29 protein-coding genes are annotated in these 25,771 nt (G+C 65.6%); 16 read left to right on the top strand and 13 right to left on the bottom strand.

Annotated elements, in window-relative coordinates; all coding sequences use genetic code 11:
• Nucleotides 1-366: nickel insertion protein (gene larC / locus OQF71_RS01860; protein ID WP_280585431.1), on the bottom strand; the 366-nt coding region annotated here is incomplete at its 3' end.
• Between the two features lie 80 nt (nucleotides 367-446).
• Nucleotides 447-635 carry a hypothetical protein gene (locus tag OQF71_RS01855; RefSeq protein WP_280585429.1) on the bottom strand — a complete coding sequence of 63 codons (189 nt, stop codon included), beginning with the start codon at nucleotides 633-635 and terminating at the stop codon, nucleotides 447-449.
• 226 nt (nucleotides 636-861) lie between these two features.
• Here OQF71_RS01855 and OQF71_RS01850 point away from each other — a divergent pair, with 226 nt between their 5' ends.
• The 3 genes from OQF71_RS01850 (at nucleotide 862) to OQF71_RS01840 (ending at nucleotide 4,034) form a co-directional block, all read left to right on the top strand.
• Nucleotides 862-3,081, top strand: a complete 2,220-nt coding sequence (locus OQF71_RS01850; RefSeq protein WP_280585428.1) for a CDC48 family AAA ATPase — start codon at nucleotides 862-864, stop codon at nucleotides 3,079-3,081.
• Nucleotides 3,082-3,142: 61 nt separating this feature from the next.
• A complete protein-coding gene (locus OQF71_RS01845; RefSeq protein WP_280585427.1) occupies nucleotides 3,143-3,676 on the top strand; it encodes a DUF5815 family protein in 534 nt (177 codons plus the stop codon).
• A gap of 142 nt (nucleotides 3,677-3,818) precedes the next feature.
• Entirely contained in the window at nucleotides 3,819-4,034 is a 216-nt protein-coding gene (locus OQF71_RS01840; RefSeq protein ID WP_280585426.1) for a hypothetical protein, read from the top strand.
• A 50-nt stretch (nucleotides 4,035-4,084) separates the two neighbouring features.
• Here the strand turns inward: OQF71_RS01840 and OQF71_RS01835 are convergent, their stop codons facing one another.
• Complete coding sequence (locus tag OQF71_RS01835) at nucleotides 4,085-5,122, bottom strand: S66 peptidase family protein (protein ID WP_280585425.1); 1,038 nt, start codon at nucleotides 5,120-5,122, stop codon at nucleotides 4,085-4,087.
• 158 nt (nucleotides 5,123-5,280) lie between these two features.
• Here OQF71_RS01835 and carB point away from each other — a divergent pair, with 158 nt between their 5' ends.
• Nucleotides 5,281-8,505, top strand: a complete 3,225-nt coding sequence (carB, locus tag OQF71_RS01830; RefSeq protein ID WP_280585423.1) for a carbamoyl-phosphate synthase large subunit — start codon at nucleotides 5,281-5,283, stop codon at nucleotides 8,503-8,505.
• A 140-nt stretch (nucleotides 8,506-8,645) separates the two neighbouring features.
• On the opposite strand, the gene OQF71_RS01825 is transcribed toward carB, so the two are convergent.
• Nucleotides 8,646-9,215 carry a nitrous oxide reductase accessory protein NosL gene (locus tag OQF71_RS01825; protein ID WP_280585421.1) on the bottom strand — a complete coding sequence of 190 codons (570 nt, stop codon included), beginning with the start codon at nucleotides 9,213-9,215 and terminating at the stop codon, nucleotides 8,646-8,648.
• A 106-nt stretch (nucleotides 9,216-9,321) separates the two neighbouring features.
• On the opposite strand from OQF71_RS01825, the gene OQF71_RS01820 reads away from it, so the two are divergent.
• From OQF71_RS01820 to OQF71_RS01810, 3 genes are read left to right on the top strand one after another with little or no spacing between them, the layout of a single operon-like run.
• Complete coding sequence (locus OQF71_RS01820; RefSeq protein WP_280585418.1) at nucleotides 9,322-11,352, top strand: NosD domain-containing protein; 2,031 nt, start codon at nucleotides 9,322-9,324, stop codon at nucleotides 11,350-11,352.
• Nucleotides 11,345-12,139 carry an ABC transporter ATP-binding protein gene (locus OQF71_RS01815; RefSeq protein WP_280585416.1) on the top strand — a complete coding sequence of 265 codons (795 nt, stop codon included), beginning with the start codon at nucleotides 11,345-11,347 and terminating at the stop codon, nucleotides 12,137-12,139. Before OQF71_RS01820 ends, OQF71_RS01815 begins: the two co-directional genes overlap by 8 nt.
• On the top strand, nucleotides 12,136-12,999 hold the full coding sequence (locus OQF71_RS01810; RefSeq protein WP_280585414.1) for a copper ABC transporter permease: 864 nt from the start codon (nucleotides 12,136-12,138) through the stop codon (nucleotides 12,997-12,999). The genes OQF71_RS01815 and OQF71_RS01810 overlap by 4 nt, the downstream gene beginning before the upstream one ends.
• A gap of 27 nt (nucleotides 13,000-13,026) precedes the next feature.
• Here OQF71_RS01810 and OQF71_RS01805 read toward each other — a convergent pair whose 3' ends face one another.
• Nucleotides 13,027-13,407, bottom strand: coding sequence for a hypothetical protein (locus tag OQF71_RS01805; protein WP_309243334.1), 381 nt, complete (start codon nucleotides 13,405-13,407; stop codon nucleotides 13,027-13,029).
• A gap of 174 nt (nucleotides 13,408-13,581) precedes the next feature.
• Here OQF71_RS01805 and OQF71_RS01800 point away from each other — a divergent pair, with 174 nt between their 5' ends.
• The 4 genes from OQF71_RS01800 (at nucleotide 13,582) to OQF71_RS01785 (ending at nucleotide 16,542) form a co-directional block, all read left to right on the top strand.
• Nucleotides 13,582-14,085 (top strand): helix-turn-helix domain-containing protein, encoded by a 504-nt coding sequence (locus tag OQF71_RS01800; RefSeq protein WP_280585412.1) that lies wholly within the window; start codon nucleotides 13,582-13,584, stop codon nucleotides 14,083-14,085.
• Between the two features lie 123 nt (nucleotides 14,086-14,208).
• Entirely contained in the window at nucleotides 14,209-15,096 is an 888-nt protein-coding gene (locus OQF71_RS01795) for a sulfite exporter TauE/SafE family protein (RefSeq protein WP_280585410.1), read from the top strand.
• A gap of 72 nt (nucleotides 15,097-15,168) precedes the next feature.
• On the top strand, nucleotides 15,169-15,855 hold the full coding sequence (locus OQF71_RS01790) for an SCO family protein (RefSeq protein WP_280585408.1): 687 nt from the start codon (nucleotides 15,169-15,171) through the stop codon (nucleotides 15,853-15,855).
• Nucleotides 15,856-15,900: 45 nt separating this feature from the next.
• Nucleotides 15,901-16,542, top strand: a complete 642-nt coding sequence (locus OQF71_RS01785) for a DJ-1/PfpI family protein (RefSeq protein WP_280585406.1) — start codon at nucleotides 15,901-15,903, stop codon at nucleotides 16,540-16,542.
• Nucleotides 16,543-16,548: 6 nt separating this feature from the next.
• Here OQF71_RS01785 and OQF71_RS01780 read toward each other — a convergent pair whose 3' ends face one another.
• Nucleotides 16,549-17,022 carry a universal stress protein gene (locus tag OQF71_RS01780; RefSeq protein WP_280585404.1) on the bottom strand — a complete coding sequence of 158 codons (474 nt, stop codon included), beginning with the start codon at nucleotides 17,020-17,022 and terminating at the stop codon, nucleotides 16,549-16,551.
• Between the two features lie 352 nt (nucleotides 17,023-17,374).
• On the bottom strand, nucleotides 17,375-17,731 hold the full coding sequence (locus tag OQF71_RS01775) for a nuclear transport factor 2 family protein (RefSeq protein WP_280585403.1): 357 nt from the start codon (nucleotides 17,729-17,731) through the stop codon (nucleotides 17,375-17,377).
• Between the two features lie 401 nt (nucleotides 17,732-18,132).
• Between OQF71_RS01775 and OQF71_RS01770 the strand changes: the two genes are divergently transcribed.
• A complete protein-coding gene (locus OQF71_RS01770) occupies nucleotides 18,133-19,455 on the top strand; it encodes a methyl-accepting chemotaxis protein (RefSeq protein ID WP_280585402.1) in 1,323 nt (440 codons plus the stop codon).
• Between the two features lie 949 nt (nucleotides 19,456-20,404).
• Here OQF71_RS01770 and OQF71_RS01765 read toward each other — a convergent pair.
• From OQF71_RS01765 to OQF71_RS01755, 3 genes are all read right to left on the bottom strand, one after another.
• Nucleotides 20,405-21,445 (bottom strand): site-specific integrase, encoded by a 1,041-nt coding sequence (locus OQF71_RS01765; protein WP_280585401.1) that lies wholly within the window; start codon nucleotides 21,443-21,445, stop codon nucleotides 20,405-20,407.
• A complete protein-coding gene (locus OQF71_RS01760; protein ID WP_280585400.1) occupies nucleotides 21,442-21,579 on the bottom strand; it encodes a hypothetical protein in 138 nt (45 codons plus the stop codon). The genes OQF71_RS01765 and OQF71_RS01760 overlap by 4 nt, the downstream gene beginning before the upstream one ends.
• A gap of 274 nt (nucleotides 21,580-21,853) precedes the next feature.
• Complete coding sequence (locus OQF71_RS01755) at nucleotides 21,854-22,051, bottom strand: ribbon-helix-helix domain-containing protein (protein WP_280585399.1); 198 nt, start codon at nucleotides 22,049-22,051, stop codon at nucleotides 21,854-21,856.
• A 105-nt stretch (nucleotides 22,052-22,156) separates the two neighbouring features.
• On the opposite strand from OQF71_RS01755, the gene OQF71_RS01750 reads away from it, so the two are divergent.
• Both OQF71_RS01750 and OQF71_RS01745 read left to right on the top strand, forming a co-directional pair.
• Nucleotides 22,157-22,369: a hypothetical protein gene (locus OQF71_RS01750; protein WP_280585398.1), complete on the top strand. Its 213-nt coding sequence runs from the start codon at nucleotides 22,157-22,159 to the stop codon at nucleotides 22,367-22,369.
• Between the two features lie 13 nt (nucleotides 22,370-22,382).
• The gene (locus OQF71_RS01745; RefSeq protein WP_280585397.1) at nucleotides 22,383-23,183 is read left to right on the top strand and encodes a hypothetical protein; all 801 of its coding nucleotides are present in this window, start codon (nucleotides 22,383-22,385) and stop codon (nucleotides 23,181-23,183) included.
• A 19-nt stretch (nucleotides 23,184-23,202) separates the two neighbouring features.
• Here the strand turns inward: OQF71_RS01745 and OQF71_RS01740 are convergent, their stop codons facing one another.
• From OQF71_RS01740 to OQF71_RS01730, 3 genes are all read right to left on the bottom strand, one after another.
• Entirely contained in the window at nucleotides 23,203-23,379 is a 177-nt protein-coding gene (locus OQF71_RS01740) for a hypothetical protein (RefSeq protein WP_280585396.1), read from the bottom strand.
• A 46-nt stretch (nucleotides 23,380-23,425) separates the two neighbouring features.
• Entirely contained in the window at nucleotides 23,426-24,391 is a 966-nt protein-coding gene (locus tag OQF71_RS01735) for a hypothetical protein (RefSeq protein ID WP_280585395.1), read from the bottom strand.
• A gap of 63 nt (nucleotides 24,392-24,454) precedes the next feature.
• On the bottom strand, nucleotides 24,455-24,730 hold the full coding sequence (locus OQF71_RS01730) for a hypothetical protein (protein ID WP_280585394.1): 276 nt from the start codon (nucleotides 24,728-24,730) through the stop codon (nucleotides 24,455-24,457).
• 89 nt (nucleotides 24,731-24,819) lie between these two features.
• Between OQF71_RS01730 and OQF71_RS01725 the strand changes: the two genes are divergently transcribed.
• Nucleotides 24,820-25,056, top strand: coding sequence for a hypothetical protein (locus OQF71_RS01725; protein ID WP_280585393.1), 237 nt, complete (start codon nucleotides 24,820-24,822; stop codon nucleotides 25,054-25,056).
• An 83-nt stretch (nucleotides 25,057-25,139) separates the two neighbouring features.
• On the top strand, nucleotides 25,140-25,517 hold the full coding sequence (locus OQF71_RS01720) for a hypothetical protein (protein ID WP_280585392.1): 378 nt from the start codon (nucleotides 25,140-25,142) through the stop codon (nucleotides 25,515-25,517).
• Nucleotides 25,518-25,771: the final 254 nt, after the last annotated feature.

Below are 25,771 nucleotides of genomic sequence, written 5' to 3'. Positions count from 1 at the left end.
TTTATAAAAAAAACAGAAGATGTGTGTGTTGTTGTTCAGGAGTATCGGCGGTTGCGGTAGTTGTTGTTTTGTGTTGTGGTCGTGGTTGTGGCTGTGGCTGTGATCGTGGCTGTGATCGTGCCCGTCGCCGTGATCGTGCTCACCGTCGTTCCCCGTCGCCCCGCTCTCGTCGTCGTCGCCGTCGAGGAGCACGTCGACGGTCGTCGCCCGGATCCCGTTCTTCGTCGCCTCCCCGACCTCGTAGCGAACCGGGAGCCGGTCCGTCACTGGCGAGAGCGCCTCGGGGTCTGCGCCGGCCGCGATCAGCGCGGCGCAGACCATGTCGCCGGCTGCGCCGGTCCGGCCGTCGAAGACGATCGTTCGCATACCAGTCCGGAGGCGATCGCGGGACAAATACCCCGTGATCCGGGACCGGACGCCCCGAGCGGCGTCGACGGGGGCACGCACTACGCGGTCTCGGCGACCGCGAAGAGGTACAGTTCGCCGGCGGCTAGGACTCCGACCACCGCGAGCGGGACGGCGAGGATACCGCCCACGTCGAGCGCGTACAGCCCGAGGCCGACGAGCGCGCCGACGAGCAGGAAGGCGACCCGAGAGAGCAGCATTCGCATCGGTCCGGAGAGCGAATCGAACACGACCGAACTCATCGCTGAGCGGCTAAAATCGTGAGGGTGCCGCCGCCGGAACGACGGCGAAAACGCACGCTTACGACGGCATTTTAAGTGTGCACGTCTAACCGTGGCACATGATACCACAGTCCGCCGCAGCCCCCGGTTCTCCCGGACGGACCGGCGGCGCCGGCACGGGCAACAGGCTTATTCCCGAACCGGATGGAGATACGGACAACCCCCGCGAGGAACCATGAACGAAGTCCAACTCGAAGTGGCGAAGGCGTACCCGAACGACTCCGGGCGCGGCATCGCCAGGCTCGACCCCGACACGCTGTTGCACCTCAAGCTCTCGCCCGGCGACATCATCGAGATCGAGGGCGCGGAGACCACCGCCGCGAAGGTCTGGCGCGCCGACCGCCAGGACTGGAACACCGACACCGTCCGCGTCGACGGATTCACCCGCCAGAACGCCGACGTCGGCATCGGCGAGCGCGTGACGATCCGGAAAGCGGAGGCCGAGAAGGCCGACAAGCTCGTCTTAGCCCCGCCGGAGGAGGCGTCGGTCCAGTTCGGCTCCGACGCCGCCGGGATGGTGAAGCGGCAGATCCTCAAGCGGCCGGTCGTCGAGCGTGACATCGTCCCCGTCATGTCCTCGACGAACCACCCGTTCATGCGGTCGCCCGGGCAGGCGATCCCGCTGATCGCGGTCGAGACCGAGCCCGACGGCGTCTGCCTGATCACCGAGGACACCGAGGTCGAGCTCCGCGAGGAGCCTATCTCCGGGTTCGAGAAGACCGGCGGCGGGATCACCTACGAGGACATCGGCGGCCTCCAGTCGGAGATCCAGCGCGTCCGCGAGATGGTCGAACTGCCGATGAAACACCCGCAGATCTTCTCGAAGCTCGGGATCGAGCCGCCGCAGGGCGTCCTCCTGCACGGCCCGCCCGGCACCGGGAAGACCCTGCTCGCGAAGGCGGTCGCCAACGAGACGTCGGCGTCGTTCTTCTCGATCGCCGGTCCGGAGATAATCTCGAAGTACTACGGCGAGTCCGAACAGCAGCTCAGGGAGATCTTCGAGGACGCGAAAGAGGAGAGCCCCAGCATCATCTTCATCGACGAGCTCGACTCGATCGCGCCCAAGCGCGAGGACGTCACCGGCGAGGTCGAGCGCCGCGTCGTCGCGCAGCTGCTGACGATGATGGACGGCCTCGAGACGCGCGGGCAGGTGGTCGTCATCGGCGCGACCAACCGCGTCGACAGCGTCGACCCCGCGCTCCGTCGTCCGGGGCGGTTCGACCGCGAGATCGAGATCGGCGTCCCCGACGAGGTGGGCCGCAAGGAGATCCTCCAGATCCACACCCGCGGGATGCCGCTCTCTGACGACGTGAGCCTCGATCACCTCGCCGACGAGACGCACGGCTTCGTCGGCGCCGACATCGAGAGCCTGACGAAGGAGGCCGCGATGAAGGCGCTCCGGCGCTACCTCCCCGAGATCGATCTCGACGACGAGGAGGTGCCGCCGAGCCTGATCGACCGGATGATCGTCAAGCGCGACGACTTCTCGAGCGCGCTCACGGAGGTGGAGCCGTCCGCGATGCGGGAGGTGCTCGTCGAGCTCCCGAAAATATCGTGGGACGACGTTGGCGGGCTCTCCGACGCGCAACAGCAGGTGCAGGAGTCGGTCGAGTGGCCGCTCACCTCGCCCGAGAAGTTCGACCGGATGGGCGTCAACGCCCCGAAGGGCGTGCTGCTGTACGGGCCGCCCGGCACCGGGAAGACGCTGATGGCGAAGGCGGTCGCAAACGAGACGAACGCGAACTTCATCTCGGTCAGGGGGCCGCAGCTGCTCTCGAAGTGGGTCGGCGAGTCGGAGAAGGCGATCCGGCAGACCTTCCGGAAGGCCCGGCAGGTGAGCCCGACGATCATCTTCTTCGACGAGCTCGACAGCCTCGCGCCCTCGCGCGGGCAAGAGATGGGGAACAACGTCTCCGAGCGCGTCGTCAACCAGCTGCTCACCGAGCTCGACGGGCTCGAAGACATGGGCGACGTGATGGTGATCGGCGCCACCAACCGCCCCGACATGATCGACCCCGCCCTGCTGCGTTCGGGCCGGTTCGACCGGCTCGTGATGATCGGCCAGCCTGACCAGGGGGGTCGCGAGCAGATCCTCGACATCCACACCGGGGACACGCCGCTCGCGCCCGACGTGAGCCTCCGCGAGATCGCGGAGATCACGGACGGCTACGTCGGCTCCGACCTCGAGGGGATCGCTCGCGAGGCCGCCATCGAGGCGCTGCGCGACGACGACGACGCCGAGGAGGTCGAGATGAAGCACTTCCGGCGCGCGCTGGAGTCGGTGCGCCCCACGATCAACGACGACATCCTCGCGTACTACGAGGAGGTCGAAGAGCAGTTCGGCGGGGGCGGCGAGACGCTTCGCGACACCGGCGGCCGGATCGGGTTCCAGTAGGCGATCCGTCTCAAGCGTTCCGTTCCGCGCCTTTTAACTCCGACACCGACCAAGCGAGGCCATGTCCCAGCCGCGCGTCCCGGGCGGTGACGAGAACACGCTGGAGCTGCCCTGCGGACAGACGATGGCGTCCGGCGAACTGGACCTCGGGATGCGCGAGTTCAAGTGCGACTGCGGCGAGACGCACGCGGTCGTGATGGACGTGCACCCCCCTGAGCGCTTCCTCCCCGACTTCCTCGTCGAGGTGCTCCGCGAGGCGATCGAGACGACCAGCGAGGAGATGCCGGAGTTCGACACCCCGCACCTGCTCGGCGTCGTGTTAGAGGAGTTCCCCGAGGCCGTCGTCGCCTCCGACGCCAGCGAGAACGCCGATGTCGGCTACGCGATGGCGTGGGTGACCGACTTCGACTCCCGCCGCCTCCACGAGATCGTCGTCGAGCTCGTCGTCGAACTGATGGAGCACGCCGTGAGCCACGCCGACGACGACGAGGCGCTCTCGGCGTTCGAAGCGGAGATGGTCGAGTTCGACGTGAGCGAGTTCGTCGAGCAGTACCGCGCCGAGCGCGACCTCGAGACCGAGGATCCGTACGCCTGACCGCGGATCTCGGGTCTTTTAAAACTACATTCCGTGAGGCCGCTCAAACGGCCGAAAAACACTGTTTCAGCCCTTCTGTCAGACGGTTGTCCGACCCCTGTCTCACTGAACCCTATATGTACGGGTCCCGTACGTAAGACGTATGAGGACCGGTGAATACGACCGGTACGACCGGATTCGCAGCGTGCTCGCCGAGGCCGACGAGCCGCTGACGGCGCGGGAGATCCTTGCGCTCGCCGACGAGTGCGAGGAGATCGACAGCCCGCACCGCGTCGCGACCGTGCTGGGTCGGTGGGCCGAGCGCGGCGAGGTCGAGGTCATTGCGGACCGGCCCTACCGGTACCGGCTGGAGACCTGATCGCGGCGGCGCGGTCGCGGCGCCCCCGCCGGCGAACGAGGGGACCGCGGTCAGTCCGGCCCGAACCGGAGCGCTCCGTCCGTCGGGTCGAGCGTCGCGACCGCGCCGAGCGGGAGCGGGAACGACGGGTCCGTGTGGCCGAAGTCGTAGCCGAAGCCGACCATCGCGTCGGGGGCGTACCGTTCGACCTCGCGAGTCACGACGCGTTCCAGCTCCGCGGGGTACTCGTTCGGATCCGGGTCCCACTCCAGGGTCGGCGCGTTCGTCCGCGGACGACCGACGAGGACCCCGTCGAACTGCTCCAAGAGCCTGCGCTCGCCCATCGCGCGAAGGGTGTAGCCGACCTCGCGCGGCGGGGGCACGTCCTCCGAGGTTTCCAGCGCGAGGACGGCCCCGTCGAGCCGCTCGGGGTCCGGCAGGTACCGGCCCACCTGGAGGTGCCACTTCACGATCCCGAAGGAGCCGCCCCACACTCGGCCACGGACGGGGTCCTCGGGATCGGCGTCCGGACCGACCCACGTCGTCGGTCCGGGGTTCTCGCGCCACGCGCGCCGCTCGCCCGTCTCGAAGTCGAACCAGTGGTCGGTCCACTCGTCGGCCGGTTCGACGGCGCCGAGCGAGTCCTCGAACAGCGCGCGACGGAGGTGCCGCTCGGCGTAGGGGCGGAGCTCGGGGTCACAGACGAGGTCCGGGTGGATTCCGAGCCCGTAGCTGACAATCCCGCGGTTCCAGAGGAACAGCCGGAGGTTGTCGTTGTCGCTGTACCCGAAGAATCGGGTCGGATTCGCGGCGAGCGCGTCGCCGTCGAGGTGCCGCAGGACGCGTATCTGGTCGTCGCCGCCGGTGTACGCCATGACGGCGCCGATCTCCGGGTCGGCGAAGGCGTCCTCGATGTCGGCCGCGCGCGTCGCCGGCGACGCCGGCTCCTCGCGGTCGGGGTCCGCGGTCGGGAACACGCGAGTCTCGACGCCGAGGGCCGCGAGTCGTTCGCGGCCGATCCGGAGCGTCGTCGCCTCGGCCGGTCGCGAGGGCGCCACGACCGCGAGCGCCTGGTCGTCCCCGAGCGGCGGGGGCGTCGTAAACGACATGCTGGCGGCTTCCGTCCGACATCGGCATAAGTCACCGGGTCGTGTGCTAAACCGCCTCGCGTGTCATGTCTCGACGTACCTTGCGAAAATCGCAAACTCGCTGCGAGATTCGTATTCTATCGTCGGCCTTATTACGATGAACGTATTCCGTCCGCGTAATGAGCGAGGACCGGACCATTCTACTCATCGGTAGCGGACCGATCCAGATCGGACAGGCGGCCGAGTTCGACTACTCCGGCGCGCAGGCGTGCCGCGCTCTCCAAGAGGAGGGCGCCCGCGTCGTGCTGGTGAACTCGAACCCGGCGACGATCATGACCGACCCGGAGACCGCGGACCGGGTGTACATCGAGCCGATCACGCCGGAGGCGATCGCCGAGGTCATCCGGATCGAGGAGCCCGACGGGGTCATCGCCGGGCTCGGCGGCCAGACCGGACTTAACGTCACCGCGGAGCTCGCCGAGGAGGGCATCCTGGAGGAGCACGACGTCGAAGTGATGGGAACGCCCCTCGACACCATCTACGCGACGGAGGACCGCGACCTGTTCCGTCAGCGGATGGAGGGCCTCGGACAGCCGGTGCCCGCCTCGACCACCATCTCGCTCGACGAGGGCGAATCGGTCACCGACTTCGACGAGGAGGCGTTCCGCGGGCGCGTCCGAGACGCGGTCGACGCGGTCGGTGGACTCCCCGTCATCGCCCGGACGACCTACACGCTCGGCGGCTCCGGCTCCGGAGTCGTCGACGAGTTCGAAGAGCTCGTCGAGCGCGTCCGCAAGGGGCTCCGCCTCTCGCGGAACAGCGAGGTGCTTATCACGGAGTCCATCGCGGGGTGGGTCGAGCTCGAGTACGAGGTGATGCGGGACGCCGACGACTCCTGTATCATCATCTGCAACATGGAGAACATCGACCCGATGGGGATCCACACCGGCGAGTCGACGGTCGTCACCCCCTCACAGGTGATCCCCGACGACGGCCACCAAGAGATGCGCGACGCGGCGCTGGAAGTCATTCGCGACCTGGGAATCGAGGGCGGCTGTAACATCCAGTTCGCGTGGCACGACGACGGAACGCCGGGCGGCGAGTACCGCGTGGTGGAAGTGAATCCGCGCGTCTCGCGCTCCTCGGCGCTCGCGTCGAAGGCGACCGGCTACCCGATCGCCCGGGTCACCGCGAAGGTCGCGCTCGGCAAGCGCCTCCACGAGATCGACAACGAGATCACCGGCGAGACGACCGCCGCCTTCGAGCCCGCCATCGACTACGTTGTGACGAAGGTGCCGCGGTGGCCCATCGACAAGTTCGACGACGTGGACTTCGAGCTCGGCACCGCGATGAAGTCCACCGGCGAGGCGATGTCGATCGGCCGGAACTTCGAGGAGAGCCTGCTGAAGTCGCTTCGCTCCTCCGAGTACGACCCGGCCGTCGATTGGCCCGCGGTCGACGACGGCGCCTTGGAGACCGAGTACCTCGAACGCCCCACGCCGGACCGCCCGTACGCGATCTTCGAGGCGTTCGACCGCGGCTACACCGTCGCGGACATCGAGGACCTGACCGGGATCAAGCCGTGGTACCTCGAACGGTTCAAGCGCGTCAGCGACTCCGCTCAGGCCGCTCAGAACGGGGAGTTCACGCAGGCGGCCACCGCGGGCCACACGAACGCCGAGATCGCGGCCCTCGCCGGCGGCGAGGTCGACGTCGGCGCGGTCGAGGAGGACGTTCCCGGCCGGACGTACAAACAGGTCGATACCTGCGCCGGCGAGTTCGCCGCCGAGACACCGTACTACTACTCCGCGCGCCAGTCGGAGTTCGAGCGCGGGCCGCTGAAGGGCGACGCCGCGGCGGGCGAGCTCGTCGTCGACAAGAGCGTCGACAGCGTGGTCGTCGTCGGCGGCGGCCCGATCCGGATCGGGCAGGGCGTCGAGTTCGACTACTGCTCGGTCCACGCGATTCAGGCCCTCCGCGAGCTCGGCATCGAGGCGCACGTCGTCAACAACAACCCCGAGACGGTGTCGACCGACTACGACACCTCCGACGGGCTGTTCTTCGACCCGATCACCGCCGAGGAGGTCGCCGACGTGGCCGAGGCGACCGGCGCCGACGGCGTGATGGTCCAGTTCGGCGGGCAGACGTCGGTAAACATCGGCGAGCCGCTCGAAGCGGAGCTCCAGCGCCGCGGGCTCGACTGCGAGATCATGGGGACGAGCGTCGAGGCGATGGACCTCGCGGAGGACCGCGACCGGTTCAACGTCCTGATGGACGAGATGGGGATCGCCCAGCCCGTGGGGGGTACCGCGACGAGCGAGAGCGAGGCGTTGGAGTTGGCCCACGACATCGGTTACCCCGTCCTCGTGCGCCCCTCCTACGTTCTCGGTGGCCGCGCGATGCGCGTCGTCGAGAGCGACGCGGAGCTCGAAGAGTACATCGAGGAGGCGGTCCGCGTCTCCCCCGACAAGCCGATCTTGGTCGACCAGTTCCTCGACGACGCGGTCGAACTGGACGTCGACGCGGTCGCCGACGGCGAGGACGTGCTGCTCGGCGGCGTGATGGAGCACGTCGAGAGCGCGGGCGTCCACTCGGGCGACTCCGCCTGCATGATCCCGCCGCGCTCGCTCGGCGAGGAGACGATGGCGCGGGTCCGTGAGGTCACCGAGGACATCGCCCGCGCGCTCGACACGGTCGGACTGCTCAACGTCCAACTGGCCGTGACGGGCGTCGGGGACGACGACGCCGAAAGCGAGGTGTACGTGCTGGAGGCGAACCCGCGCTCCTCGCGGACGGTCCCGTTCGTCTCGAAGGCGACGGGCGTCCCCATCGCGAAGCTCGCCGCGAAGGTGATGACCGACGACCTGACGCTCGCCGACCTCGACGCCGACGAGCAGGTCCCGGAGCACCGCAGCGTGAAGGAGGTCGTCCTCCCGTTCGACCGTCTGCCGGGCTCGGACCCGCGGCTCGGCCCGGAGATGAAGTCGACCGGCGAAGTGATGGGCACGGCCCGCTCGTTCGGAAAGGCGTACGACAAGGCCCAGGACTCGACCGGCAAGCCGATCCCCGAGTCCGGTACCGCCGTCGTCGACCTCTCCGCGGAGGAGTTCCCGGACCCCGACACCGACGCCGGCGAGGCGCTGGTCGAGGGGTACGCGGAGCACTTCGAGCTGTCGACGGCGACGGACCTGATCGAGGCCACGAAGCGCGGTGAGATCGACCTCATCGTCTCCCGCCAGCGCGAACTACTGGAGGTCGCCGTCGAGGAGGAGATCACCTACTTCTCGACGCACGCCTCCGCGAAGGCCGCCTTGGAGGCGCTCGAACACGCCGACGACGACCTCGACGTGATGGCCGTCTCCGACCGGCCGAAGCGCGCCGAGGAGTGGGGCGCGGCCGAGTAACCGGCGGAAACGCCGTCGTACACTCACGCACCGTTTATAAGCGACCCGCGCTCGCGACGACCTGTTTATAACGAATACGCCGGCGGGCTCGACGCCGGCGGGCTCGGCTTATTGTAAATACGCCGGCCTCGCTCGACTATTTATAACGCTTCGAGCGTCGATCGCTCGACGTCCTCCGCGGGCATCGGCTCGCCGCCGTACTCCTCGACGAACGACGACACGTCGTCTTCCTCGCTGAACGGGATCAGTTCGGGACCCATGGCGCCGACGACCTCGCTTCGCGCGACGACCGTGAGTTCGGTCGTCCGCGAGAACGCCTCGCTCTCGACGTGCGAGGAGAACATCGTGTCGGAACCCTCCTCGAACACCTCCTGATCGACGAGCGAGTAGTCGGTGAGGAACGTCGCCAGCGGGGTCCGCCCCGCCTCCTCCGCGTCGAACCGGTAGGTGTAGGTGCAGGTGCTGCTGCAGAACTGTCCCGGTCGCCCGCCCTCGGGCTCGTCGTCCTCGAAGTGAACCTGGCCGACCGGACCGGGGTGGTCCTCGACAATCATGCCACACTGGTCGCAGGCGCGCTCGCCGTCGAGCGAAACCGGGGTGATCGACGCGCTCTCCTCCCCCAGACAGCCGGCGGCCGCCAGCGAGACGCCCGCGCCGACGCCGGCGAGCAGACGCCGACGCGACACCGACGGGAGTGTTTGTTCTGTCATCACCTAATAGTTCGAAGACAACCGTCTTAGGCTCTCGGGAGCTATTCAACAGTCCGTTCGAGGAACGAACCAAACCGGCTAAACCCCCAGCGTTCAAAGGGTCGCCGTGACGCGTTTCGACCCTTACGGCGATCCGTCGCTCCCGGTCCGGCTCGCGCTCGCGGCGCTCCTCCTCGTCGGGGCGGCCGCGACGGCGGGAGCGTTCGTCGCCGACCCCGAGTCGGCCGCGCCGTCGCCGGTCGCCTACGACGACGTCGTCGAGCTCGGCCTCTCCTCGGAGACGGACGCCCTGATGGCGGGGTCGGCGACGATTCCGCGGACGCAGGTCTTCTACTCCCAGCTCCAGTACGTCGTCGGGTACAACGGCGTCGAGTCGTTCGCGGCGACGTTCGACGACGACCGGACGGAACGGCAGTTCGGCTACCCCGTCGTCGCCTACGTCGAGACGTTCGACGACGCGCGGCCGGGGACGACCGAGACCGGACTGTTCGCGGCCGAGCTGGCCGGCGAGTGGACGCCGGCCCCGGAGGCGGCCTACGTGGTCGGGAGCGACGCCCGGAGCCCGGCCGGCGAGACGGTCGTCCCGTTCCGGGAGCGGGACGCCGCCGAGGCGTTCGCCGCCGACCACGGCGGGCGGGTGGTCGGCTGGGAGGCGGTCCGAGGGGGATCGTTCGACACGGACTCCGCGGCGGCGGTGCGGGGAATGGCCCCCGAGCGGTGGGCCGCGGCCGACGATCGCGTCGCGGCCGCCGAGCGTCGCGCCGACCGACCCGTCTCGGTCGTCGTCGGAGAGGACGCGCCGACGGTCGAGGCGGCGCTCGCGGCCGCGCCGGCGAACACGACCGTCGTCGTCCCGCCGGGCACCTACGAGGAGACCCTGACGGTGAACGAGTCGGTCACGATCGCCGGCGACGACGCGCGGGTCAGCGGCGACGGGAACGGCTCGGTGATCACGGTGCGGGCACGGGACGTGGCGATCACCGGAGTCGACATCGACGGGAGCGGCAACCAGACGCGCGACCCGGAGGCGGCGCGCGAGGGTCGGGACCGCGACGACGGGGCGTGGGACACCAACATCCAGCTCGGGTACGGCCACGGCGACGCGGGGATCCGCGCGATCGACGCCCCGGGGCTCTTCGTCGACGACGTGACGATCGAGGCGAACGCGAGCGGCCTGCTCCTGCGGGAGGGCTCTCGCGCGGTCGTTCGGGACCTCCGCGTCGACGGGACGGACGAGTGGCAGGACGGGTTCATGGGGGTCACCGGCATGGGGTCGCGGGTGACGGTGACGGACAGCGCGTTCTCGGGCGGCCGCGACGGGATCTACCTCCACCGCGCCGACGGCTCGGTCGTCCGGAACTCCGCGTTCGCGGACAATCGGTACGGGGTTCACCTCATGTACACGGGCGACGCGCTGATCGCCGACAACGCGTTCCGCGACGAACTGTTCGGCGGCGTCACGGTGATGACGCGCCCCTCGGGCAACGCGATCGTCGGCAACGACGTGCGGGACTCGGGCGCGGGGATCCAGGCGTCGGGAACCCGTGCGTACATCGGGTACAACACCCTCGTCGGCAACGAGCTCGGCTTCTCGACCAGCTCGCGCGGATCCCTGTACGAGCGCAACGTCGCCGCGAACAACGAACTCGGGGCCCGCGCGACCACGGTCGTTCCGTCGAGCCGGATCGTCGAGAACGACTTCGTCGCCAACGCGGACCACGCGGCCGCCGGAGCGGGCGCGCTCCGGGTCTGGGCCGACGGCGACCGCGGGAACTACTGGGAGGGCGCGAACGTCGGGACCCACGAGCCCGGCGAGCGCGCGTATCGACCGACCTCGCCCGTCGACGGCGCGCTCCACCGCGAGGTCGCCGTCGTCGCCGTGCGCGAGTCGCCGGCGGTCGCCCTCCTCGACCGCCTCCGCGGGACGGTCCCCGGTGCGCGCTCGGGGAGCATCATCGACCCGGCGCCGGCGACCGAGCCGTACTCGCCCGAGCGGGTGGCGGCGGCGCTCGACCCTGACGCGGGGCCGGTCCGCGCCGACTGGCGCCCCCGATTCGGCGGCGGAGACGACGACGGAAACGCCGACACGATGACCACACGCGCTCGGAACGCGACGAGCGGGGTGGCCGATGCCTGACGACCTCGTCGCGAGCCTCTCCGAGGTGGCTCGCACGTACGGCGGCGTCCGAGTGCTCGACGACGTGTCGCTCGCCTTCGAGCCGGGCGTTACGGCCGTCATCGGCCCGAACGGCTCCGGGAAGTCGACGTTACTGAGAATGCTCGTCGGCGCGACGGAGCCGACCGCGGGCGAGGTCCGGTACCCCGGTGCGACCGGGCCGAAGCCGATCGGCTACCTCCCCCAGCGGATACCGTTTCGGGACGGGTTCACCGCTCGCGAGACGCTCGCGTTCTACGCGCGGCTCGTCGACGACGACCCGGACGCGGCGCTGGAACGGGTCGGGCTGGGCGACGCGGGCGGCAGGCGCGTCGACGCGCTCTCGGGCGGGATGCGACGGCTGCTTGGCATCGCGCAGGCGGTCCTCGGGGACCCCTCGCTCGTCGTTCTCGACGAGCCGGCGAGCGGGCTCGACCCCGGGATGCGCGAGCGCGCGTTCCGCGCGGCCGCCCGGCGCGCCGACGGCGACACCGCGGTCGTCGTCTCCTCGCACGCGCTCGACCTCGTCGACGCCCACGCCGACCGTGTCGCGATCCTCGGGCAGGGGCGGGTCGCCGCCGCGGGGCCGCTGGACCGGCTGCTCGAGGAGCACGGCGCGGCCGATGCGAGCGAGCTCTATCGCGCCGTGATGGAAGATACCGAAGCGCAGGCGGTCGACGAGGCCGACGCGGGCGACGCGGCCGGCGGAGACGGCGAGAGCGACGACGCGGAACCGGACGTCCACGTCACGGGGGTGTCGGACCGATGAGCGGTCGCCTCTCTGGGGTCGCGACCGTGTTCCGGCGCGAGCTCGCGACGGTGGTTCGGACCCCCGGCTACGGCGTGCTGGCGGTCGGGCTGCTCGTCGCCCTCGGCGGCCTTCTCGCGGCTGGCGGCGGCGGCGCGACCGGCTTCGTGCCGGCGGTCGTGGACCTGCTCCTCCCGACCGAGGCGCTCGTCCCGCTCGTCGCGGTGGTGTTGGGCTACCGCGCGCTGCTCACCGACGCCGCGAGCGGCGAACTCGCGGTGATCCGGACCTATCCGGTCCGCGTCGGCGAGTACGTCACGGGGGTGTTGCTGGCGCGAACGGTCGCGCTCGTCGCCGTCGTCGGGGTCCCGTACGCGGCCATCGGGGTCGTCGTCTGGCTGACCGCCGCGCCGGACACGGGGATCTTCGCGACGCACGCCGGGGTCGACTCGCCGCTGCTGTACGTTCGGTTCCTCGCGTTCGTCCTCCTCCTCGGCGCGGCGTACGTGTCGCTCGCGGCGGCCGTCTCCGCGCTCGCCGCGAGCCGCCGCAGCGCCATCGCGCTCGGAAGCCTCGCCTTGGTTGCGGGCGTGCTCGGCGGCGACCTCGTCCTGCTCCGGTCGCTCGCGGCCGGGGCGTCCCCGACGACGGTCCCGAGCGCGATCGCGCTCGCGCCGAACGGGGCGTTCCGCGGGCTCGTCTTCGAGCACGTGATCGGCGTCGCCTTCGCCCCGGAGGGCGGGTTCGTCTCGACCGTCCGGGCGGTCGGGTCGCTGGTCGGCTGGACGCTCCTCGGCGCCGTCGTCGCGGGTGCGACGCTCGCGTGGGGTCGCCGCGTCGACGCGGCCATCGAGCGCGTTCGCCGCGAGATCGGGAGCTGAGAGGGCGGTCGAGTCGCCGCCTCCCGGTCACTCCGACGGCGCGTCGTCTCCCACCGATCCGGGGGCGTACGCGTACACCGCGTAGAGGACCACCGCGGCGATGAGGAAGTCGAAGCTGTGTTCGAGGTAGTGGTGAACCGGCATCGGCACGACGCCGAGGACGGTGCCCGCGCCCACGACCGAGCGGGCGAGGAGGGCGCCGACGGCGACGCTTATAAGCGCGTACTGCGCACCCCGGCGACGGCGGTAGGCGACGAGGCTCACTAAAAAGAGGAGCCCCGTTCCGACGCCGGCGACGAACACGACGCCCAGCAGCGGAAGCGACCCCTCTACGCCCCACCCGCCGGCAGTCGACGCCGCCGTCGCGGTCGCGGGTGCGGTCGCAGTTGCGGGTGCGCTCGCAGCTATGGGTGCGGTCGCGGGTGCGATCGCAGTTGCGGTCGCGATCGCAGTCGCGGAGATCGGACTCACGTTCTCGGTTCCTACTGCGGCGGGCGACAAGAATACTCTCCCGATCTCCCGCGCGGAGAGAACGCGCGGGCCCGTTTTACGTGTCGATCCGGAAGGGTACGACGAGCACGCATGCCGGACACCAGATCCCGGGTTCGCCGACACGTCCGCGACACGCCCGGCGTCCACTTCAACCGGGTGAGCCGAGACCTCGACATCGCCACCGGACAGGCGCAGTACCACCTCCGGCGACTCGTCCGAGACGACGAGGTCGCGGTCGAGCGGATCGGCGGCCGCGCCCACTACTTCGATCCGACGTTCGACCCGTGGGAGCGACGCGCCGTCGCCTTCCTCCGGCGGGAGACCGCTCGCGGGATCCTCGTTCGGCTCCACGCCGGGGGACCGATTCGCCCGGCGACGCTCGCGGACGAGTTGGACCTCGCGCGGAGCACGGTCTCGTGGCACGTCTCGAACTTGGTCGAGAGCGGGATCGCGGAAAAGTCCGACGAGCGGCCCATGCGCGTCTCGCTCGCGCGTCCCGAGCGGACCGAGGCGCTCCTCGACGAGGTGTCGGCGTCGCTCCCGGACCGGATCGTCGACCGGTTCGTCCGGACCGTCGACAGCCTGTTCGAATAGCCGACATCGCCCGTCGTCCTCTCCGCCCGTCGCCAGCCTCTCCTTACCCGTCGCCATCGGGTTCGATCCACGTTCGTCGATCGCACCAGATCCGTTAGGGGCGCCGCACGCGACCGATCGACCATGCGCGAACTCGGGGGCGGCGTCGATTCGCTCGGAGCGCTATCGCTCGTCCCCGCGACGACGACGTGCGAGCCCACCGGAACGATCTACTCGGCGGAGCCGCTGAGCCTCGGCGTGTTCCTGCTCGTCGGGCTCCTCGGCGGCGCGCACTGTCTCGGCATGTGCGGCCCGCTCGTCTCGACGTACGCGGACCGAATGCGGGTCGACACCGCCGGCAGTGACGGCGGTCGAAGGAGGACCGCGCGGGCCGGGGGGAGCGCCGACCTCACCGTGCGACAGGTGCGCCAGCACGCGCTGTTCAACCTCGGCCGGACCGCGAGCTACGCCGCTCTCGGGGGGCTGTTCGGCCTCGCCGGGAGCCTCGCGTTCGTCACGGGTCGCACCGTGACGACGGTCGCCGACGACGTCCACGCGCTCACGGGCCTCGCGGTCGGCGCGGTCGTCATCGCTATCGGGGTACGGTACGCCCTCCGACTGGAGCTCCAGCGGATCCCGGTCCCCGGGATCGAGGCCGCCTCGGGGGTCGTTACCCGACGGATCGTCCCTCGGGTCGACGCGTGGGTCGGCGACTGGCGGATCGTCGGGCTCGGCGCCGCACACGGGCTATTGCCGTGTCCGTTGTTGTACCCGGCGTTCCTATACGCGTTCGTACAGGGGAGCGCGCTCGGCGGCGCCGCCGCACTCGCCGCGCTCGGGCTCGGAACCGTACCGGCGCTGTTCCTCTTCGGCACCGCGTTCGGGTCCGTGAGCGTCGACACGCGGATGCGGCTCCACCGCGCGTTGGGCGTCGCCTTCGTCGCGCTCGGGTACGTCCCGCTCCAGCACGGCCTCGCGACGCTCGGCGTCCCGCTGCCGCACCCGCCGATCCCGTATTACTCTCCCTTATAAATAACCGAGTCGCGAGCGGCGTTCGACGCGCGCACCAGACCGGTTATGCGACCGCAGTCCGTCGGATTCGGTATGCAACGGCGAGCGGTGCTCGGCGGGATCGCGACGGCGGCGATCGGTGCGACCGCCGGCTGTACGTCTGTACTCGGCGACGAGCCCGAAGGTGTCGTCCTCGGGCCGCAGGAAGGCCAGATCGCGGACAGCGAGGACCTCGCGTACCCCGCGTACGGCCAGCCTCTCCCGGCGTTCGAGCTGCGGGATCCGGTCGCCGGAGTCGCCATCGACAGCGAGGCCATCGACCGGACCGCGGTCGTGACCGGCGTCTTCACCACCTGTCCCGTGGAGTGCGGGATCCTGCTCCGGCGACTGGTCGGCGTCCAGCGACGCGTCGCCGACGCTGGACTGACCGACGAGACGGTTTTCCTCCCGATCACGTTCGACCCCGAACGCGACAACGCGGCGGCGCTCCGCGAGAACGCCGAGACGATCGGGGTGAACCTCGACAGCGGCAACTGGCACTACCTCCGCCCGGAGAGCCCGGAGCGGGCGAAGGCTGTCGTCGAGGACCGGCTCGGGATCGGCTTCGAGAAGACGACCGAGAGCGAGCGGCTCCCCGGTTACGACTTCACGCACATCGTCGTCACCCTCCTCGTCAACCCCGACGGGATCGTCGAACGCGCGTACCGCGGGGAGCGGATCGACCGCGACCGCGTCGCCGGCGACATCGAGGCGGTCGCCGACGCGTTCGCCCCGGAGTGACGGCGGGGGAACGCACATGACGCCCGACCGCGTACGGGCCCGTCGATGAACGTGGACGTGTTGCTGTACGACGGCTTCGACGAACTGGACGGGATCGGCCCGTACGAGGTGTTCGACTACGCGCTGGACTACGCCGGAGAAGGGGACGACCCGGCCGGTCGCGTCCGGTACGTGACCCTCGGCGAGCGCGAGTCGGTGACCGCGAGCCACGGGACCCGCGTCGGCGTCGACGGCGTCCTGCCCGAACCGGACGCCGCCGACGCCGCCGACCTGCTCCTCGTTCCCGGCGGGGGGTGGTCCGCCCGCGACGAGGAGGCGAGCGCGTGGGCGGAGGCGCAGAAGGGAGACGTGCCGCGCGCGCTCGCCGACCACCACGCGACCGGTACCCGGATCGCCTCGGTGTGCACCGGGTCGATGCTGCTCGCGGAGGCGGGCGTCACCGACGGCCGGCGGGCGGTCACACACGCCGCCGCGATCGAGGAGCTCCGCGAGTCGGGCGCCGAGGTCGTGGACGCGCGCGTCGTGGACGACGGCGACCTGCTCTCTGCGGGCGGCGTGACCTCCGGTATCGACCTGGCGCTGTACCTCGTCGAGCGGGAGTTCGGCCGAGGGGTCGCCGACCGCGTCGCGACCGTCATCGAGTACGAGCGTCGCTACGAGGTCGCGGGCGACGACGGGAGCGCCTGAGTCGGGTCAGTCGTCGCCGTCGTCGGGCAGCGGGGCGTCGCCCTCGCCATCGCTGGCCTCGTTGGTCGTGGTTTCGCCGTCGGCTCCGACCGTGATCACGGTGCAGTCGAGCTCGCTGCGGAGGAACGCGTCGATGTCGGGATCAGAGAGGAGCTTCTGGACCATGCGCCGCCAGCGGCCGGCCTGCTTCGAGCCGATGACGACGACGTCGGCCTTCTCGGCGACAATCTCTTCGAGGATGGTCTCCTCAACGAGGAAGCCGCGTCGGACCACGTACCGCGCGCGGTCCAGCCGGCCGATCCGCTGTTCGACGGCGCGTTTGAGGTCGCTACGGGAGACGCCGCCGGAGTTCTGATACAGGTCCACGTGGAGGATCGTGAGTTCGGCGTCGCGCTCCTCCGCGACGCGGACGGCCTCCCGCAGCGTCGCCTCCGAGTGCTTCGACGGCGGGAACCGGACCGGGACCACGACGAGAGTCATGTCGGAACGGTTGCATGGGAGGGATAAATATGCTGTCGGTGCGGGGCCGAACGGTCGGCGGCTGGCCGTGTGCTGTTAGGGTGGCTCGGTCCTCCGGTCGGACCCCGCTCGCTGCGCTCGTTGGTCCGGGCTGTGGCTCGTCCGCTCGGAATCAGACCTCGGAAGATGGGGATATGTTGCGCGTTAACAGGGCTGTATCGGACGATCCGCTTGGATCTTCCGGCCGATGTCGTGAGGTCGCGAATACACCGGCCGCTGACCGGAGACCTCGAAGCCGTCGCGCTAAGCCGACTAGGAGATCGGTACCTTGCACGGCGGGAAGACAGCGAGATCCGCGTTCCGGTCCGATCCTTTACACCACGTCGCGATCGGTGTAGGTGTACCGCCGGCCGATGGTGCCGGCGTCGGTGAACACGAAGAAGTCGGCAAAGCCGAAGGCGACTCGAGTGCCGTCTTGGAGGCCGTTGAACCTTCCTCTGACTGCAACGGTGTCGTCCTCGCCGGTCAGGGAATGGACCTCATGTGAGCCCTCCGTGAGGGGCCGACCGTCGAGATAGAAGTCGCGGAGAGCGTCCATCCCTTCGATGTCGTCCTGACCGGGACGCTCGTAGCGGATGTCGTCATCGAAGAGCGCGAACAGGGACTCGTATGCCTCGGCGTCGACCGACTCGTAGTACGACCGGACGACGTCCGGATCGGCGTTATCCATACGTCGGATTCAACGCAACGTGACAAGTAGGCTGTGATTCGACGCATGGATCCTGCCTACCGCCCACTTGGTCACCGAACGGAAGCCGTCCCGCATCGCAGAGCGGAACATCGGTACTGACCAGTTCGTGGCGACCGTCTGGGCCAGCGACCCGGTGACCGAGCGTACTCGCGGATCTGTTCGAGGCAGTCCGGGCGTGCGGCTCGCTCCGCTCGCAGTTCCGGGCTGTGGTCGGTCTGCTCGATTCGGTCGGTCGTCCCGCACGTTCAGCGACCGTTCGCTGTCGCTCATCGGTCGTGACAGTGACCCGCAGGAGGAGAGGTTCCAGCAACGTGGCGAGCGGTTCTCAGAACTGAGACTCGGGAGATGGCTTTTACATATTTTGCACAGGGACATGCGTTATGGCTAAATCGCAGAGCGGTTCGACGGCGGCACAGGATCTTTCCCAGCCGATCCACGGCGGGAACGATCTCACGGAATCAGAACTCTGGGACGTTCTCACGAGCAACCTCCGGCAGGTGATGGAGTCGACCGGGGCGGGAATGCGGATCCTCGACCTCGATTTCAACGTCGTTGTGGAAAACCAGCAGATGAAAGAGATGGGCGGCGTCGACGCCGAGGGGAGCGAATCGATCAGTTGCTACGATCAGTTCTGCAATACGGACGTTTGTGGAACCGAAAACTGCACGCTGAAACAGATCGTCGACAACGGACAAGACGAGATTCGCGTCGAAGTCGAAAAAGAGAGCTACGACGGACGTGTAATCCCGACCGAGTTGGTCGTCAGACCCATCCACGATCAAGAGGGGCAGGTCGTCGCCATTAGCGAAACGTTCCGCGATCTCTCCATCAAGAAGCGTGCGACTGGGAGCATCAAGTCCTCAGTCGACGAGCTGGAAGCGTCCGCGGAACAGGTCGAGCAGAGTTCCCGTGAGATCAGCACCCAAGCCGCCAATCAGGTGGAGTCGATCACGGAGGTTGCTGACGAGGTATCGTCGCTCAGCGCCACGGTCGAAGAGATCGCTTCCACCGCAGACGAGGTAAAGGCGACGAGCGAACAGGCACGAGAACAGGCCGAATCCGGCGGTGAGGCGGCTGAGGCGGTTATGGACATGATGTCCGACCTCGAATCCGCTGCCGGGGACGTAACCGAGGACTTCCGCAAACTCGACAAGAGCATCCAACAGATCGACGAACTGGTAGACGTCATCAACGATATCGCCGATCAGACGAACCTGCTCGCACTGAACGCGTCGATCGAGGCCGCGCGTGCAGGAGAGGCAGGCGACGGGTTCGCCGTCGTTGCAGACGAAGTCAAAAATCTCGCCGAGGAATCACAGCAGCGTTCCAGCGAAATCGAGGAAATCGTCGGTGGGATCCGGGAGGACACAGCGGAAACAGTCGAGAGCCTGGACGAGACTAACGAGATCTTGGAAGTCGGCATCGAGAAGGTCCGGAGTTCGGGGGAGACGTTCAAACGCATCGCCGGAGTGGTCGAAGAAGTCTCCTCCGGAGTCACTGAGGTCGCTGACGCCACGGACGATCAAGCGGCCAGCACAGAGGAGATCGCCGGTATGGTCGATCAGACGGCCGACGAATTCGAACGGGTCGCAGACGAGGCCGAAGCCATCGCCGCCGCAAACGAACAGCAGACCGAGCGGGTTCAGGAGATCAGCAGGGACGTCGACGAGATGAACGCCATCGACATCCAGGCGGAGATGTAGTCTCGGTTGCGTCCACGTCACAACCCGACATAACACCGCTCTCGAAGGGCAGCAACGGTGGGCGTCTTTGACTTCGAATCGCTCGAGTAGTGGCGGATCGCTGCGAGGGCCGACTATCGCAACTGTGAGGGCCTCGTGTGCGGGTGACGTACCGACTACCACCTCGGTACTTGCACACGGGTACAGCCGTCAGTGTGAACCGCCTCGGGGTCAAGCCCCGAGGCACTCGCCTTGCTTATCTGTAGAAATCGTCGAGCACGCGGTCGTGCTCGATGATGAGTGCCTCGAGGCCGGTTCCATCGTCGGGAGCGATGGGACCCTCCGGTGTCGCAGCCGTTGGCGTTCCGTACTCATACCATCAGTGGGACGCCCACTCCGGAATACGAATCGTACTATCACCGTCATCCGTGGTATCCTCGAGCAATCGGGCGGATCCGGAGACTCTCTCGCAGTCACGAAAGTACCATCCACCCCATGGCATATCTCACCCCCTCTCTTGAGTCGGGGCGGCCCCCCTCTGTGGGCCGATTTTGTTGGACTCTTCGAAATCGAACACGCCGTTCGAGGTCTGTGGAATCGGCGAACGGCAGTACGCGAACACGATCGGAGATTCGACTGTTCCCGATACATTCGGCGATACGCGAACGCACGAAGGCGGTATCAGCAGTCAGGTCACCCGTCCAACGCCGATACGGCGAGATGAGATCACACGACGACGTGGCTTCTCTCGGTACCGGTTCATCTGTTGAAAAAGCCCGCCCTCCCCGAATTGAACTCGCCGAGACAGTCCGGGCGTGCGCCTCGCTTCGCTCGACCCTTTCGTCTTCCGAGGAGGGGGACAGGTCAATCTCCGGTCTGCTACGAATCAGCTTGAGAGGAAGTCCGCCCTCCCCGAACGCATGATCTCTGCTGTCGCTACCCCTCTCTCGTCGACTGCGTGCTTGTCGGTTCATATGTCGAAGTACCTCCGTCGCTGCGCCGCTTTCTCGCGCTCGCTGCGCCGATCGTAGTGCTTGTCGAGGACATCGTCGCTCGCGTTGAGTCGATCCTCGACGAGATCGCGTTTCACGTTCGCTCGTCGATACGCCGTGACTCTCCCACTCCGCACGTCGTGGGGCGACCGTGCGGATGGACAGCGGCTCATGTGGCCCGGCTCCGTGAACTCGCAGGTGTCCGGGTCCTCGTCGTGGGGGCACGGCTCACCGCGCCAGCAGGGACGCGTCACCCGGTAGAGCGTGCTCCTGATTGACGACGAACTGATGCGGCCTTGCCTGGTCGACAGGAGCGGCCGCCGGCCGTGTTCGTCGGTCGCATCCTTTCGCGGGCCGTCGATGTAGTCGCGTAGGGTCGTCGCCACCTCCTGACTGATCGCGTTCCAGCGCGTTCCGGGGCCCTTGTTCTTGAGGGGCGTGCCGGTGTCCGGTCGGTGGACGAAGTGGATCGCCGGTCCCTCGCCGCGGGCTCGGGTTCCTTCGAGGTCGAGGTCGCCGAGATCGAGGCCGCGGATCGCGCCGGACCGGCATCCAGTGTGCCACAGCAGCAGGAGGATGACGTGGGGCCGACCGGCGTATGCGTACTTGTCCAGGTGCTCCAGAATCGCGACGGCGCGATCCGGGTCGAGCGTGCTGTCGCTCACCTGCTCGTCGCGGCCCGCGACCGGCAGGGGGAGCTTGTCCCAGAGTTCGTCCTCGACGGCGTCGATCGTCGCGCAGAACCGGAGGAACGCGCGAACGGTCGCGAGCGTTCCCCGGAGAGTAACGGTCTCGATCTCCTGTCCGGAGTAGCCGCCGTCGCGGCGCCAGACGCGGAACTCGTAGAGGTCGCGGCCGGACAGCTCGTTCATGTTCGTGAGGCCCACCTCGTCGGCCCACGCGACGAAGGCGCGGAGATCGTAGAGCTGGGACTCGCGGGTGTTTTCGCTGATGTCGTCGCGGCCTCGCAGGTAGAGGTCCACGGCCTTCGACGGCTCGATCGGTTCGAGGTCCGTCACTCCGCAACCACCTCCAAGTCGGTCTCGTGGGCCGTCTCCTCCTCGTGGCGGTCCGCGGCGAGGACGGCGATGTCCTTTGCGGTCTTCAGCGTCTCGAAGTCGCAGTCGCGGCAGACCACATGCACGCGGGTCACGCCGGCAGCACCTCCCCCGTTCTGAACTCTCTGGGCGGGATCTCGGCGCGGCGTCGCGCGAGATCGACCGCGGCGGTGTCGGTCGCGAGCGGCGAGACGGCGATTTCGACAGTTCTCGTTCCGTGCGTCGTGCGCAGCTCGACGGCGCGGGTGACGGCGTCGGGCCGTCTCCGCACGTCGGGGACGCTGAACGTCGCAGCACGTTCCGCACGCTTTTTGCGGTCGCTCGCGTTGTCTCCGACGGGCCCTGAGGGTGTCTCTTTAGGCAGGGTCATCACGCGGGGCCCTTCTTCGATTCACAGTCCGTCGAGGTGAGCGACTGCTCCGGGACCGCGAAGGGAGAGTCGTCCGCCTGACGGATCAGGAAGCGGATGTACTCAGCACGGCTCATTCCGTGTTCTTCGGCCTGTTCGGTCACGTCGTCGACCATCTCCATCGGCATGTTGACGGTCACATTGACTGATAGCGCCATGCGAGTCTGCTTTAGTCAATTACTAACTTAGTTCTTTTGGAAAGTAACTCAATACTACGATACTAAAAGACGAACTTATTCATTGACTTTGGACAATATGATTCTATGAGCACCGCTGATGACGAAGAAGCCAGTAGTAAAACTGTATCTGCAAAAGTCAACGAAGAGCTGGCTGATGAATTTGATTTAGCACTCAAAAAGGCTCAAATTGAGGGAATTGCACCGATGGGTATGAATCGGTCAGAAGCACTTAGGAACCTAATGCGTGCGGCAATTGAAGATCATTCTCTCTTTGCCGAAGAGGGGACTGAGGACTGATCAAATATCAAAAATGCGTACCCTCCCTGAGTGGTTATTTGATTTTGTTTACTTTCCGATTCTTTTTGATCCGATAAAGGACGACTTCATAAGTTGGTATAGGAAAGCTGCAGAACATCCACACATTGTTGATGAGGTCGACATTAGCCACCCAGATCTGACAACTATGGCGTTAGAAGCAGAGTCCTATGCGAAAGACATTGAAAATGAGCATGAACTCATACAATTTTTTGATACATTAGAAGAAATCAAAAACAGGCTTGAGACACTGTATTCGTATATTCTGGTCGTGTTGTTCATCGTGGGTGTTAGTCTGGCAGGGGTCAGCCAAACGCTTACTGGACTTCTTATGAGCAGGATCCTGCTTTATTCGGGGATTGGTATGTGCGGACTAGTTGTTTTGGCCATATCATTGTATAGAATATTCAAGCATCAGATTAGGTCCAATACCAGATTTATGAGTTTGCTCAATGACGAACTAGCTGTGAAACCCGGCTATGTTCGCAGGTATGACAGAGATCTCCCTGGTCTGCTGTCTGCATATTTATGGAATAGAAGCTTAAGCCGTCCAATTGTAATTAACGTTGTACTCCTACTAGTTATCGTTCGCGTGTTGTCCAGGTCCATGTATGGAGACATATCTGCCGAAATCCAGTATAGTATGCACGAGTTCATTGAAGAAGATACCCATAGAGTAATCAAAAAACGGCTTTCGGATCTAGTGAGAGGTGAATACCTTACCAACAGGTCGAGTTTGGAAAAGCATCCAAACGAATTTACTGAGAAGGAGATCGACCAGCTCAGAGATCAATGAATCGTATCTGGCTTTTCAATTACATCGAACCAGCCAGATAGCGTTTCATTTGCTCAATCTCGGACTCCAGATCGGCGATCTCCTGCTGTAACCGCTGCCGCTCCAGCTCCGCCTCGATGTACAGCGAGAGGTCCATCCCCCGCCGCGGCGTCGCCGGCTCCAGGTAGTCAGCGGCGCCAGCGTTGGCGCCCACCATCCCCAGCACCTCCCCGAACGCCTCCTGCGCCTCTGTCCGGGATATCTTACTCCAGAATCGCTGCAATTGACTCCGGGTGACCGGCGATACCATCTTCTGTTCTCCAGATCATTTCGATCCCTCGGGAGCGGAGGAACTCAATATATCCCGAGAACCGGTCTGAAGGTACCTGACTGAGCGCGACACAGGCAATGAGCTCTTTCTCACCCCATGCACGGTTCTGGACATCGCGGTAACAGTTTTCGAGCAGTTGGCCGATGGCCTTTCTCAGCTGTTTTCGCTCGTTTGAGTCGTCAATAGACTTGACTTCGATTACAAGAGCCTCTGTCTCCGTATAGGCGAGAATGTCCGTCTCATCGGTCTCTTTACACTCCCACCGACCAGATTCCAGCCAGTCTCGGATTTCCGCTACAGTGTCTTCATGAGTGTTTGTCGCCTCAGCCTGGGTCTTCTTATTCGAGTCGTAGGAGATCTCCTCTTCCGAGCTCGGAACATCTCGGGTGCCCGGTTCAATCTCTCTCAGTTGTCCGGGAGCGAGATCATCATCCGATTCAGACTCCTCTGAAGCGGCCTCTGCCTGGTTATCGGCTAGTTCCAAGTAGAAGTCATATTCTGACTTGCCTTTTTGAGGTCGATAGTTCAGCTCGAAATCGACCACCTCAACTTGCCCGTGAAATAGGTGTCTAACAGGGTCCTCTGAGACTTTTTCAAATAGGAAGACTGGCCAGTCATTGTCCTGACTCTCTGCAAGTAATCCATTCCCTCTATTGAGGATCTGATCGCCAGAGGGATTGTTGAAGTCTTTTTCACCAACATACCGCATCGGATCTGATTCCAAATCGTCGCCATATTCGCTTTCTGCCTTTGAGAACAGCCGAATGAATCGATCATCGTTGTCGTCGTATAACGTCTCGATGCCCCGACCTGCTCGTCCCTTATCGAATGTGGTGCGTAGTTCAGATGGAGAGTATGCCGTACCCGGTTCCAGATCAACCTCACTAATGACAACCATCTAAGAATGAGTTTTACCCAAGCCGACTAATAATCTGGGACGTCCGACAGGCCGTAGTTCCAGCTACTCCAGTGGCATAGCCTCACCGGCGAGATATTTTTTGACCTGCTCGATCTCGGCTTCCAACTCGGCAATCTCCCGCTGTAACCGTCGGCGTTCCAACTCCGCTTCGATATACAGCGAGAGGTCCATCCCCCGCCGCGGCGTCGCCGGCTCTAGGTAGTCAGCGGCGCCAGCGTTGGCGCCCATCATCCCCAGCACTTCACCGAACGCCTCCTGCGCTTCCGGTCTCAACATCCGCCTGAAATCCTCCAATTCCTTCGCGCGCTGCTCCACCATCGTTTGCTGCGTCCTACTTGGCGGCACACATGGACGGAGCGGGTGTTTAAATAAAGACATAAGCCATGGGCGGGGAGTAAAAGTGAAACATGTCTCTCCAATCCGCCTATCGCGAGGATCTGCGCGAATTGGTCGCTGCACTCGACGAACGTGGGATCTTCCGTCCCGGTGAACGTGAAGCGTGGGAGGAGGGGATCGAGGAGGCCGACGATATGACCGAGCTGATGATCACTGGCGAGGCGCTACACAAAGCGATGCTCGATCGGGAGGGCGTCGAGGAGGTCGTTAGTGAGCACACGAAGGAGCGGACGCGGGCGTTTGTATGATGCTTGGTACACTAGTATCCGCAGTTGGGATTGGCCTTACAGGCGTTGGTACGTTTGTACGAGTAGTGCCAGATGTGGATCGCATGAGAAGGAGACAGTTTTACTCGAATGCTCCTTTTACCAGAGAACTCTTTGAAATCAGACAAGAGATCAAAGAGAGTCCGAAGGGATGGAACTTCACTATTAGATCACGAGCTGTCAGAAAGGAATTTATTGATTATGTTGATGCACATGATATTCGTGATCCTCCTGATCAAGTACCGGTGTCACTTTCTAATGTTGCGGCTAGTATAGAGGTTGAAATGCCCAACGGGGACCCAGAAGAGTTCCTACGCGGGGGTTTTAGCGAAAGAACGTTAGTAGAGATAATTACTCTGGCTATTGAGAGAAAATGTAGGAATAATGGACTTATAATCACGATTATTGGTGCAGTTTTAACGATAATTGGAACCATTATCTAACGGCCTCTTTGATTGAGTAGTATTGGGAAGCCCGTTATACGCCGGGCCGTGCATTTGTCACAGAGTAAAATATTAGTATGCTGGTTAGTTATCAAAAATTGGCATACTCCTGAAACATGGTTACAGCCCGGTGGCTTATCCATCGTTAATAGGATTACTCATGGCCCGGACTACCACAGACACTCCGTCTGGCGACATCGTGCGGACGATGCTCGTCTGCGGAACTGTCCTCCTGCATGGTGGAGGGCTCGCTG

The sequence above is a fragment of the Halorubrum sp. Boch-26 genome (assembly GCF_029889805.1).
Lineage (GTDB): Archaea > Halobacteriota > Halobacteria > Halobacteriales > Haloferacaceae > Halorubrum.
This window is presented reverse-complemented; position numbering and strand designations above follow the sequence as displayed.